This is a genomic window from Microbacterium sp. (genome assembly GCF_035277845.1).
Lineage (GTDB): Bacteria > Actinomycetota > Actinomycetes > Actinomycetales > Microbacteriaceae > Microbacterium.
Genome location: NZ_DATEJS010000231.1, coordinates 1 through 12,217 on the forward strand (window position 1 = coordinate 1; position 12,217 = coordinate 12,217).

Consider the following 12,217-nt stretch of genomic DNA (forward strand, 5'->3'; position numbering starts at 1 on the left):
TCCGCCGGATTCGCAGCACACGCCAACGCGACCGCCGACCTCTACGAACGGGCGGCGGAGGATCGTGAGGGCTTCTGGGCGGATCAGGCGCGGGAGCTGCACTGGCACACCCCGTTCACCGAGGTTCTCGACTGGTCCAACCCGCCGTTCGCGAAGTGGTTCACCGACGGCGAGCTCAACGTCGCCTACAACTGCCTCGACCGCCACGTGGAGGCGGGCAACGGCGACCGCATCGCGCTGCTGTGGGAAGGCGAGCCGGGCGACTCGCGCAAGGTCACCTACGCAGAGCTGACGGACGAGGTCAAGCGGCTCGCGAACGTGCTCGAGGACCTCGGCATCGGGCCGGGCGACCGCGTCGCGATCTATCTGCCGATGATCCCCGAAGCGGCCGCAGCGATGCTCGCGGTCGCCCGCGTCGGCGCGATCCACTCCGTCGTCTTCGGCGGGTTCTCCGCCGACAGCCTGCGCGCCCGCATCGACGATGCCGGCGCGAAGCTCGTGATCACCGCCGACGGCGGCTACCGCAAGGGCAAGGTGTCCGCACTCAAGCCCGCCGTCGACCTCGCCCTCGCCGACCGCAACGGGTCGGGCGTGCAGGAGACCGTCGAGCACGTGATCGTGGTCAAGCGCGGCGGCAACGAGGTCGACTGGACCGAGGACCGCGACCTGTGGTGGCACGATGTCGTCCCGGCGGCATCACCCGATCACGTCGCGCAGCCGTTCCCCTCGGAGAATCCGCTGTTCATCCTCTACACGTCCGGCACCACCGGCAAGCCGAAGGGCATCCTGCACACCTCGGGCGGGTTCCTCACGCAGACGGCATTCACGAACAAGGTCGTGCACGACGTCCACCCCGAGACCGACGTGTACTGGTGCACGGCTGACATCGGCTGGGTGACCGGGCACTCCTATGTCGTGTACGGACCGCTCGCGAACGGCGCCACCCAGGTGATGTACGAGGGCACCCCGGACACCCCGCATCCCGGCCGCTGGTGGGAGATCATCCAGAAGTACGGCGTCACGATCCTCTACGCCGCCCCCACCGCCATCCGCTCGTTCATGAAGCTCGGACGCCAGATCCCCGGCGAGTTCGACCTGTCCAGCATCCGCGTCCTGGGGTCGGTGGGCGAGCCCATCAACCCGGAGGCGTGGATGTGGTACCGCGAGGTCATCGGCGGCGACGAGGCTCCGATCGTGGACACCTGGTGGCAGACCGAGACCGGCGCCATCATGATCTCGCCGCTGCCGGGGATCACGGCCACCAAGCCGGGCTCGGCACAGGTGCCGGTGCCGGGCGTCTCGGTCGACGTCGTCGACGAGAAGGGCGAGCACGTCGGAAACGGCAACGGCGGTCTGCTCGTGATCACCGAGCCCTGGCCCTCGATGCTGCGCGGCATCTGGGGCGACCCGGACCGCTACGTCGACACGTACTGGTCGATGTTCGCGGACAAGGGCTACTACTTCGCCGGCGACGGCGCCCGGCTCGACGACGACGGCGACGTGTGGCTGCTCGGCCGCGTCGACGACGTCATGAACGTGTCCGGCCACCGGCTGTCGACCGCCGAGATCGAATCGGCCCTCGTCGCGCACGAGGCCACCGCCGAGGCGGCCGTCGTCGGGGCATCCGATGAGACCACCGGTCAGGCCGTCGTCGCGTTCGTGATCATCAAGGAGTCGTACCTCAGCCAGCACTCCCCCGACGGCCTCGCGCAGAGCCTGCGTCTGTGGGTGGGCGAGCAGATCGGCCCCATCGCGCGCCCCCGCGACCTCTACATCGTCGGAGAACTCCCCAAGACCCGTTCCGGCAAGATCATGCGGCGCCTGCTGCGCGACGTGGCGGAGGGCCGTGAGGTCGGCGACACCACCACCCTCGCCGACACGCAGGTGATGAGCATCATCAGCGCCCAGGTCAAGTAGGCCGCAACTCCCTGGGCCCGCCAACCCTCACCCAGATACGTGAACCCTCACCGAAAGCGCCGCTCGAGGCGTCTTCCGGTGAGGGTTCGCGTATCTGGGTGAGGGCTCGCGGGGCGAGCGGTCAGTCGATCGTGAAGACGACCTCGACCTCGACGGGGCTGTCGAGGGGCAGCACCGGCACCCCGACGGCGGAGCGGGCGTGGGCGCCGGCGTCGCCGAAGATCTCGCCGAACAGCTCGCTGGCGCCGTTGATGACCGCGGGCTGGGCGGTGAACTCGGGCACGGATGCCACGAAGCCGGTGACCTTCAGCACGCCGGTGATGCGGTCCACGTCGCCGATGGCGTTGGCGGCCGCGGCGATCGCGTTCAGCGCGGACAGCCGGGCGTATTCGCGGGCATCCGCCGGCGGAACCTTGCCGTGCCCCTCGCCGACCTTGCCCGTCGCGGGCAGCGCCCCGGCGACGAGCGGCAGCTGACCGGCCGTGTAGACGAGGTCGCCGTGCACCCGCGCGGGCACGTAGGCGCCCGCCGGGGTGGCGACCGGGGGCAGGTCGATGTCGAGGTCGGCGAGCTTCTGCGACAGGGTCATGTCAGTTCCCTTCGAACTGCTTGGCGGCTTCCGCCGCGGCTCCGAGACCGGCGTTGGCGGCCCCCGCACCCGACGGGCGCTTGAAGTACGCGACGAGCCCGCCCTCGGGACCGGTCACCACCTGCACGAGCTCCCAGCCCTGCTTGCCCCAGTTGTTGAGGATCGCGGCGGTGTTGTGGATCAGCAGCGGCGTGGTCATGTATTCCCACGTGGTCATGGAGGCTCCGGAGGATCGGGGATGGATGGCACGGGACGGATTCTGGGAGGTTCCGGGCAGGCTTCGCCCAGCCTCGTCCCCTAGCCTTGAGCCTATGCCTGATAACAAACGGACTGCTGCAGGCGTGTTCGGCGGACTGCTGGGTCTGATCGGTCTGAGCGCGCTGGCCGGTGTTCTGGTGACCGCGACGGTCACCCCGGCAGTGGCGGTGACGAGTTCGGCCGCGACGAGTGCGATCACCCTGTTCGACAATCTGCCGAGCGTGCTGACGATCGACAAGCTCAGCCTGCCGTCGACGATCCTGTACAAGGACACGAAGTCCGGCAAGTGGGACACCCTCGCGAAGTTCTACGACCAGAACCGCTCGCCGGTGGCCTGGAACCAGATCGCACCGGTCATGTACGACGCGATCCTCTCCAGCGAGGACTCGCGCTACTACGAGCACGGCGGCGTCGACCTCATCGGCACGACGAGCGCCGTGCTGTCGAACCTCAAGGGGCAGAGCTCCCGCGGTGGCTCCTCGATCAGCCAGCAGTACGTGAAGAACGTGCTGATCCAGCAGTGCGAGTGGAACACGACCGGCAACAGCGTGGATGCCGCGAACACCTGCTGGCAGCAGGCCGCCGGTGCCACGGGCACCAACGGCATCAAGCGCAAGATCCAGGAGATGCGCTACGCGATCGCCCTCGAGCAGAAGTACTCGAAGAACGAGATCCTGCTCGGCTACCTCAACATCGCCCTGTTCGGCGGCACGAACTACGGCGTCGACGCGGCGTCGAAGTACTACTTCGGCATTCCGGCCAGCAAGCTGAACCTGTCGCAGGCGGCGACCCTCGCGGGGATGGTGCAGAACCCGAACTCGTACCGGATCGACATGCCGAGCGGCTCCACCGTCGTCAACGGCAAGGCCGCCAACACCGCCAAGGACAAGATCGCCCTGGTCAAGAACGGCGACTACTACGACATGGTCGACCCCGCGACGGCGCCGAAGGACGCCGTGAAGATCACCGGCTACTCCGTCACCAAGGAGCGTCAGCTCTACGTGCTCGGGCGCATGCTCAAGAACGGCAAGGTGACGCAGGCCCAGTACGACGCCGCGGCGAAGGCGCCGATCGTGCCGAACATCACCCAGCCGACAGTGGGCTGCGCCGCCTCCTTCGCCCCGTACTTCTGCGCGTATGTTCGCAACACCGTGCTCACGGACAAGGCGTTCGGCGCGTCGCCCACCGACCGGGGCCGCCAGCTGCAGAAGGGCGGGCTGAAGATCTACACCACGCTCGACCCGCGCGTGCAGAAGGCCGCCCAGAAGGCGCAGTACAAGTACAACCCGAGCCACCTGTCGTACATGCACTTCGGCTCGACCTCGGTGAGCGTCCAGGCCAGCACGGGACGAGTGCTGGCGATCGCGCAGAACACGCACTACAGCGACACCAGCAACGCGGGCGGCCACACCGGCATCATCTATGCCGGCGACCGGGCCAACGGCGAATCGGTCGGCTTCAACGCCGGTTCGACCTTCAAGCTGTTCACGCTGCTCACGTGGCTGAAGGAAGGCCATTCGGTCAACGAGATCGTCAACGGGACGCACCAGTCGTTCTACAGCTGGAAGGACTCCTGCCTGCCGAACGGAACCCTCTCCGACTCGAGCGGGTACCAGCCAGGGAACTTCAAGGGCGAGACGGCTCAATTCGGCACCCCGATGTTCTTCACCAAGGTGTCGCTGAACTCGGGCTTCTGGGGGATGGCCCACGAGCTCGACCTGTGCCAGATCGGCAAGACCGCCGCGAGCCTCGGGGTGACACGCGGAGACGACACCCCGATCCCGCTGTCGACCGACGGCACGGGCAAGGGGTCGAACACCTATCCCGCGCCGTATGAGATCCTCGGCTCCGACAACGTCTCGCCGCTGGCGATGGCGTCGGCGTACGCGACGGTGGCGAACAAGGGCGTCTACTGCCAGCCGAAGGTGATCGACAAGGTCACCGACGCGAACGGGAACCCCATGGCGGCGCCCACGCGCACCTGCAAGCGGGTGCTCGACGCGAAGATCGCGGCGACCGCCGCGTACGCGTTGAAGGGGCCGATGGGTCCTGGCGGCACGGGCGTGAACGGAAACCCGAACGACGGCACCGAACTGATCGGCAAGACGGGTACCCACCAGTCGTACCAGACCTGGCTGATCACCTCGAGCACGGCCGTGACCACCGCCAACTGGGTCGGCGCGGTCGACGGGGTCAACCCGGACAACCCGCCGCGGATGGACCTGAACTTCTACAACGGCATCGAGCTGTGGAACATCCGCTACCCGCTGGCGCGCGACATCCAGGGCGCGATCGACCAGTGGTACCCGGGCAAGAGCTTCCCGGCGCCGGACACCGGCCTCACCAAGCAGTCGCAGAAGTCGGTGCCGAACGTCATCGGCATGAGCCAGGCCGACGCGATCCAGGCGCTGCTGAACGCCGGCTTCGGCTACGTGATCAGCGCTCCGGTGGACTCCGGCCTGCCCGCCGGCACGATCGCGAGCCAGAACCCGGGCCCGGGCATGGCGAACGCCGGGATGCGCATCACCATCAGCCCGAGCAACGGCAAGGGCTCGTCGTCGGGCGGCACCGGCGGAAAGTCGCCGTCGCCCACACCGCCCGGCACCGGTGGCGGCAAGCACGGCGGAGGCGGCGGTGGCGGCGGCGGCAACGGCTGACGTGGCGCATCCCGCATCTCTTACCGCCCTCACCACGCTCGGCGTGGTGGGGGCGGTCGGCGTCGCCGCCGCCACCTGGGGCTTCGGCATCGAGCGACACCTGTACACCGTGCGGCGGCACACCCTGCGGATGCTGCCTCCCGGCACTCCCCCACTGCGGGTGCTGCACGTCTCGGACGTGCACATGGCGCCCTGGCAGAAGCGCCGGCAGCAGTGGCTGGCATCCCTCACCGCCCTCGAGCCGGACATCGTCGTCAACACGGGCGACAACCTCGGACACGTCGACGGCCTGCGCGGCATCCGGGCCGCCTTCGAGCCCTTCCGCGGCGTTCCGGGGTTCTTCGTGCACGGGTCGAACGACCGCGTCGCACCGTCCCCCCGGAACCCGTTCAAGTACTTCCTCGGCCCGTCGAAGGTGCGGCGTCCGGGCGCGAACCTCGACGCCGACGCCTTGGACGCGTACCTCAGCGGCCTCGGCTGGGTCGACCTCAACAACACGACCGGGTCCATCACCGCGCGCGGCGTGCGCATCAACGCGTTCGGCGTGAGCGACGCGCACCGGGACTGGGACGACCTCGACGCGCTCCCCCCGCTCGTCGCGCGATTCGGCGACGGCCTGCGCTGGGGAGTCACCCACGCGCCGTACCGGCGGGTGCTCGACGAATACCTCGACCTCGGCGCGGAGGCGATCTTCGCCGGGCACACCCACGGCGGCCAGGTGCGGGTCCCGTTCGCACGGCGGGCGCTGGTGGCGAACTGCGACATCCCGCTGGATCAGGCACGGGGACTGTCCAGCTGGACGCACGACGGACGGACCGTGCCGCTCAACGTCAGCGCGGGCGTCGGGCACTCCATCTACGCGCCGGTGCGGTTCGGATGCCGCCCCGAGGCATCCCTGCTGGAACTGCTGCCGCGGGACTGACGAGAGCCGTTCGCGCGCGTCGGGGCGCGTCCGGTGGTTCGGAGCACGGCCTCGCATCAGGTAGACTCGTGGGGTTGCTTCGGCAACGGGGTGTGGCGCAGCTTGGTAGCGCGCTTCGTTCGGGACGAAGAGGCCGCAGGTTCAAATCCTGTCACCCCGACATCATGAGAAGGACTCGCCTTCGGGCGGGTCCTTCTTGCTTGCATCCACCTGGCAATCCCGTGGGAGGTCCGGCAAGACGCCCGGATTCCGGCGCCCCGTGTGGCCGGGTGTGCCTACGCTGACGGCATCGAGCGCGGCTCGGACCGTGCCGAACCGGGAGGTACACCATGAGTATCGGAACGGGAGTCGTTCTCTTCGTGATCGGTGCGATCCTCGAGTACGCGCTGAACATCCAGGTGTCGTGGATCGACCTGCACATGGTCGGCTACATCCTCATGATCGCGGGCGCCGTGGTGTTCGTGCTCGGGCTGATCTTCAGCCTGCGCCGGAAGCGCAGCGTGACGACGAACCGCACCGTCGTCGACCCCGAATCGCAGGCGAAGACGACCAAGCACACCACCAGCTCCACGAACGACGACGAGGTCTGAGCACGATCACTGCTCGACGATCGGCGCATGGCCGGCCCGGAAGGGCCGGCCATCGTCGTGTCGTCCGACGGTCGGCCAGTAGCCTAAGGACGTGAGTGCGACGCCTGGAGGCCAGGCCCGGGGGTGCGTGAGCGCCGAGCTCAGAAGGAGAACGACATGAACGGACTCGACTCCCGGCGTGTGGCCGTGGTCATCGAGGACGACGACGACATCCGCAACCTGCTGGAGACCGTCCTCACGCAGGGCGGATTCGAGGTCGTGGGCCGGTCGAACGGGATCGACGGCATCGAGGCCGTCCGCGCCTACAACCCGACCGTGGTGACGCTCGACGTCAACATGCCCGGCATCGACGGATTCGAGACCGCGAAGCGGATCCGTGCGATCAGCCCGACGTACATCGTCATGCTCACCGCGCGCGATGAGGAGATCGACACCCTGCAGGGTCTGGAGGCCGGAGCAGACGACTACGTCTCCAAGCCCTTCCGCCCGCGCGAGCTGCGCGCCCGCATCGAGGCGATGCTGCGACGCCCGCGCGTGATCGGCGCCTCCGAGGCATCCGCCGACCCGACTCCCGCCCCGTCCGCCCCGGACGCATCCGACGCACCGGACGCGGCGCACCCGGTCTCCGCGTCCACGCCCGCTGCGGACCAGAGCACCGAGGGCTGGCTGGTGCACAACGGCATCCGCCTCAACCCGTCGATGCGGATCGTGCGCGTGGACAACGTCGAAGTCGCGCTCACGCGCACCGAGTTCGACCTGCTGTCGGCCCTCATGGACTCCGGGCGGCGGGTGCGCACCAAGGCGGACCTCGCCCTGCTGCTGCGCGGCGAGAGCTACGTGACGAGCCACTTCGTCAGCGACGCCGACAAGCGCGGCATCGAGGTGCACATGGGCAACCTGCGCAAGAAGCTCGGGGAGAACTCGAATTCGCCGCGCTGGATCGAGACCGTCCGCGGTGTGGGGTACCGGCTCACAGCCGCGGGCGAGTGACATCGAGAAACCGGGCCGGCCGATCCAGGGGGGATGGAATCGGTCGACCCGGTCTTTGTGGAGTCGCACCGACCTGATCTCCGCCCGGCGACTCCTCGGTCGCCACTCCGTTTCGGGTTCGGAGGGCTGCAATTCGGGGTGCAGCCGACGGTTCGGGTAGATCAGGCCGGCGCGGACTCCAGCCGGTGCGCCAGATCTGTGAGCTCACGGCAGGTGGGAGCACCCACCGCCACGAGCTCCTCGACGCTGCGTGCGTCGATCCGGCGGCTCTCGGCGAGCTGCCCCAGCAGCTCGTCTGCTTTCGAAGCGAGGACCGTGGCGCCGATCATCGCACTGGTGGCACGGATGCTGAGCAGCACGGTGGAGCTCCCTTCGAAATCCTGGTGGTCTACGGCATTGATGAGGTTGGTCGCGCGTCCTTCCCATGCGGCGACGAAGTCGTTGACGAACCGTACGCCTGCGCGCACGTCGCCCCCCAGCTCCGGCAGAAGCCTGCGGAGTACCCCTTCGTCGATGAACAGGTAGGTGCTGATGCGATCACACCCGATACCCGCGCTGTCGACGAAGCAGTTTGAACAGCATCCCGAGCGTCTGGACGACGGTGATCACCCCGAGCACGGGCCACCCGACCGCCAGGATGGATGACTGCGTGGCGACGGACAGCGTGAACCAGCCGACCACCAGCCCGGCCATGACCAGGGTGGCGATGATCGCCGGGGCGACGAACGCCGCACCGGCACCGCGCTCCGCCTTGGCCTGCGCGGCCCAGTTGTCGACCTCGGTGCGGCTGAGGAACTTGCTCCACGCCCGCACGAAGTGGCCGAGCCGGATCCACATGTAGATCTCGGAGGGCACGAACGTGAGGGCGAAGAGGATGTCCTTCATATCGCGGTTCTTCATCGCGAGGGCCATGCGCACGTTCAGCAGCAGGGCGACGGCCGGCGGGATCAGCCAGACCGGCGAGAAGACGAAGGCGTTGATCGACAGCGATGCGACCAGCAGCAGGATGAACAGCAGGCGGATGACGCCGTTGAGCAGCATCGAGAAGTTCTCGAGCCACCGCACGCGCAGGTTCGGGTGGAACGGCTGCCCGGTGGTGTCCCCGCGCTGTCCCGGCCACATCAGGTCGATGGCGCCGAAGTTCCACTTCACCTGCTGGGCGTCGAGGCTGCGCAGGGTCGTCATACCGCCGACACTCGCTCGGGCACGGGCGCTGATCTTGGTGAGGAAGCCGGCGCTCTTGATCTGCAGCGACAGCAGGGAGTCCTCGACCTCGCTGTCCCGCACCCACGGCGTGGACTGGTGGTTGTCGAGCATCACCTGCAGCAGCGCGCGCATCGAGAAGATCGAGAACTGCCCGCCGAGCACCGCCATGTTGCGGCCGCGGAGCATGTTCTGCATGTTGAACGCCGCGAACTGGGTGCGCTGACCCGCGACGAGGAAGCCGGCCATGCCCCGCATGTGATGGTCGTCGACGGTGTAGATCGCCGAGATTCCGCCGATGCGGGAGTCGCTGACGATCTCCTCCTCGAGGCGCTCGACCGCGTCGGGCTCGGCGACGGTGTCGCCGTCGACGCCCAGCATGTAGTCGCATCCCTCGACGAGCTCGAAGCCGTAGTTGAGCGCGCCGACCTTCTTGTCCGGGTTCCTGCCGATGTCGTGGACGTAGACCTCGGTGAACTGCTCGTGAGCGGCGACGATGATGCGGTGGCGTCCGGCGTACTCGCTCGCGACCTCGACCGTGTTGTCCGTGCTGTTGTTCACGACCACGTGGATGACGTCGGGAACCCGGGTCTGCGACAGGAGGGCTTCGAGCACCTGGCCGATCGACTCCGCCTCGTTGTAGGCCGGGATGACGCAGCCGATGGTGGCCCGCTGCGTGGCGAGCGCCTCCACCGACGCGATGAACCCGTTGTCCACCGCGTGGCTCAGCCGCGTGACGTATGCGTTCTGAGCGACCATCAGCTCTTTCGACATGGCCCCAAACCCCCCGGTTCGATGCGATCCGAGTCCGCCTCGTTTCGCTGGGGCCAGTCTTCAACAGCGACCTCAAGGACCCCGCACGGGGTTCGGCAAGGTTGCCTCAAGATTCCATCAAGACGGCGGCCCGTCGCCGCAGAAAGCGCCTGCACCCGTGGTACGGCACACGATCAGACCGCGTACTCGACCGTGCCGGGGCGCTGGGTCTCGACGGCGAGCTCGAGCACCGCCTCCGCCGTCTCCACCAGGTCGTCGAACTGCGGCCCGGCCGACCGGGTCGATGCGACGCCGAGGTACGTCGCGATCCCGGACATGTCCGTGCCGGCGACGGATGCCGCGAGCGCATCGCTGTTGATGCGGTCGGTGACCGCCCACAACTCCTGCTCGTCGGTGAGTGGGAACAGCATCGCGGCGCGGTTGCGGGTGAGACGGCCGGCCAGCGCCGCCGTCGGCGTGTTGTCGACCGCGAGCTGCCCGAGCGCCCGGATGGCACTGTCGCCCGCGTGCCGGTCGAAGGCCAGGTTGATCTCGTCGAGATTGGCGAGCTCGATGAGCACGAGCACCATCGTCGACCGGTCGCGCGCGGCGCGGCCGAGCCAGACCTCCGCCAGCTCGCGGAACTGCGCCGGTCCCAGGAGCCCGGCCGATTCGGCCTCCCCGGGATCGGTCAGCCCCGGGCGGCGGAAGCGCTCACGCTGCACGAGCGAGATCGTGGTGCACGCGACCACCACGATACCGACGGTCACGAACATCTCCACGGAGGTGCCGAAAGCGTTCCGGAACTGCGCCTCCTGCGCCCCGAGTGCGAGCACGGCGACCGCCCGCACCACGAAGTACAGGGCCGCGGCGAGAAGGCTCACGCCCAGGATGCGTGAGTTGAGGCTGCGCGCGAGCCACCCGCGCTCGGCCTCGACGAATCCGAGGGACGCGACAAGCACGACCGAGACGTGCAGGCCCATGACATCCGCCCAGGCGCCGTGCCGGGCACCCGCGACGAGGGAGCCCGCGACGACCAGAGCCGCGATGACGAGCGGGACACCGTACAGCGAGCGTCGCGCGTTGGCCGCACGCAGTCCCGACCAGAGCATCCCGAACACCAGCACCGACGCCCCGTTGCCGGCCGCCGTCGCCCACCAGGCCGAGGGCGCGAGCCCCAGGATGAGGTCGGAGAGCGCCACCATGATCGCGCTCACGAACGCGAGGCACCAGATGCGTCCCACCCGGTCGTTGCGCCGCAGTGCCGTGTTGAGGATGAACACGACGCCGCACAGAATCGCGATGAACGTGGCGAACACGGCCGCAGTGGTGTCGTCGAATCTCATGCCCTCTGCTCCCCTGCAGGATCGGTGCCGTCGCTCGGAAGGGTGATCCGGAAGGTGCTGCCGAGGCCCAGCACGCTCTCCACGGTGAGCTCGCCGCCGTGCCGCTGGATGATCTCCCGCGTGATCGCGAGGCCGAGCCCCGTGCCGGTGACGGTGGAATCGCGCGCCGACCGCGTGCGGTAGAAGCGGTCGAAGATGCGCGACAGATCCGCCTCCGGGATGCCGAGCCCGCTGTCCTGCACTTCGACCCGGATCATCCGGTCCACCTCGATGCGCACGAGGACGTGTCCGAGCTTGCGGTTGTACTTGATGGCGTTCGTGATGAGGTTGTCGAGCACCTGACGGATGCGCACCGGGTCGATCGTCGCGGGCGCGGTCGCCGGTACGTCGATGTCGAGCTCGACGTCCTGCGACTTGGCGTACACCAGGTTGGCCTCGACGGCCTCGCGGACGATCTGGGCCACGTCGCCCGGGACGAACGACATGGACAGATCCTTCTCCGCGTCGCTGGCCGCGCGCAGGAGGTCGTTGACGATGACGAGGAGCCGCTCGGCGTTGCCGGAGGCCACTTCGACGTGCGCCCGCGTCTCCTCCGGCAGATCGCTCTCGCTCACCAGGTCGAGATATCCCAGGATCGAGGTCAGCGGAGAGCGGAGTTCGTGGGTGACGGAGCCGACGAGGTCGTCGCGGCCCCGGATGGCCTCGAGCTCCTGGGTGACGTCCTTGAGGACGATGAGGCCCGCCATGCTCTGATCTCCGGGATCGTGGATCATGCGCGACGAGACCGAGTAGGCGGCGCGGCGCTGCTCTCCCGGCTCCCCCACCCAGATGACGAGATCGTCGAACTCCTGCCCGGCCATGGCGCGCACGAACGGACGGCCGGCCTCCGGATAGGGGGTGACGCGATCGGGCTGGAAGACGCGGTCGAACAGCGGCCCGTCGCCCGTCTCGCCGAACGCGTCGACCCACCCGCGGTAGGTGCGGTTGACGAA

11 protein-coding genes and 1 tRNA gene are annotated in these 12,217 nt (G+C 68.4%); 6 read left to right on the top strand and 6 right to left on the bottom strand.

The window, feature by feature from the left end; translation table 11 throughout:
• Positions 1-1,917: acetate--CoA ligase (gene acs / locus VJR25_RS10010; protein ID WP_324114828.1), on the top strand; the 1,917-nt coding region annotated here is incomplete at its 5' end.
• A gap of 121 nt (positions 1,918-2,038) precedes the next feature.
• Here acs and VJR25_RS10015 read toward each other — a convergent pair.
• Together VJR25_RS10015 and VJR25_RS10020 are read right to left on the bottom strand one after the other, a co-directional pair.
• Entirely contained in the window at positions 2,039-2,506 is a 468-nt protein-coding gene (locus VJR25_RS10015; RefSeq protein WP_324114829.1) for a RidA family protein, read from the bottom strand.
• Position 2,507: 1 nt separating this feature from the next.
• A complete protein-coding gene (locus VJR25_RS10020; RefSeq protein ID WP_039401556.1) occupies positions 2,508-2,723 on the bottom strand; it encodes a DUF4177 domain-containing protein in 216 nt (71 codons plus the stop codon).
• A 94-nt stretch (positions 2,724-2,817) separates the two neighbouring features.
• Here VJR25_RS10020 and VJR25_RS10025 point away from each other — a divergent pair, with 94 nt between their 5' ends.
• The 5 genes from VJR25_RS10025 to VJR25_RS10045 all read left to right on the top strand — a co-directional run bounded on the left by VJR25_RS10025 (position 2,818) and on the right by VJR25_RS10045 (position 7,923).
• A complete protein-coding gene (locus VJR25_RS10025) occupies positions 2,818-5,421 on the top strand; it encodes a transglycosylase domain-containing protein (protein ID WP_324114830.1) in 2,604 nt (867 codons plus the stop codon).
• Between the two features lies 1 nt (position 5,422).
• A complete protein-coding gene (locus VJR25_RS10030; RefSeq protein WP_324114831.1) occupies positions 5,423-6,343 on the top strand; it encodes a metallophosphoesterase in 921 nt (306 codons plus the stop codon).
• An 86-nt stretch (positions 6,344-6,429) separates the two neighbouring features.
• A tRNA-Pro gene (locus VJR25_RS10035) sits at positions 6,430-6,503 on the top strand.
• A gap of 169 nt (positions 6,504-6,672) precedes the next feature.
• A complete protein-coding gene (locus VJR25_RS10040; protein ID WP_324114832.1) occupies positions 6,673-6,933 on the top strand; it encodes a DUF6458 family protein in 261 nt (86 codons plus the stop codon).
• A gap of 156 nt (positions 6,934-7,089) precedes the next feature.
• Positions 7,090-7,923, top strand: a complete 834-nt coding sequence (locus VJR25_RS10045) for a response regulator transcription factor (RefSeq protein WP_324114833.1) — start codon at positions 7,090-7,092, stop codon at positions 7,921-7,923.
• Positions 7,924-8,084: 161 nt separating this feature from the next.
• Here the strand turns inward: VJR25_RS10045 and VJR25_RS10050 are convergent, their stop codons facing one another.
• The 4 genes from VJR25_RS10050 to VJR25_RS10065 all read right to left on the bottom strand — a co-directional run.
• Entirely contained in the window at positions 8,085-8,390 is a 306-nt protein-coding gene (locus VJR25_RS10050; RefSeq protein ID WP_324114834.1) for a hypothetical protein, read from the bottom strand.
• Between the two features lie 70 nt (positions 8,391-8,460).
• Positions 8,461-9,885 carry a glycosyltransferase family 2 protein gene (locus VJR25_RS10055; protein ID WP_324114835.1) on the bottom strand — a complete coding sequence of 475 codons (1,425 nt, stop codon included), beginning with the start codon at positions 9,883-9,885 and terminating at the stop codon, positions 8,461-8,463.
• Positions 9,886-10,073: 188 nt separating this feature from the next.
• Complete coding sequence (locus tag VJR25_RS10060; protein WP_324114836.1) at positions 10,074-11,225, bottom strand: diguanylate cyclase domain-containing protein; 1,152 nt, start codon at positions 11,223-11,225, stop codon at positions 10,074-10,076.
• A partial coding sequence (locus VJR25_RS10065; protein WP_324114837.1) for a HAMP domain-containing sensor histidine kinase occupies positions 11,222-12,217 on the bottom strand: 996 nt, incomplete at its 5' end. The genes VJR25_RS10060 and VJR25_RS10065, both read right to left, overlap by 4 nt.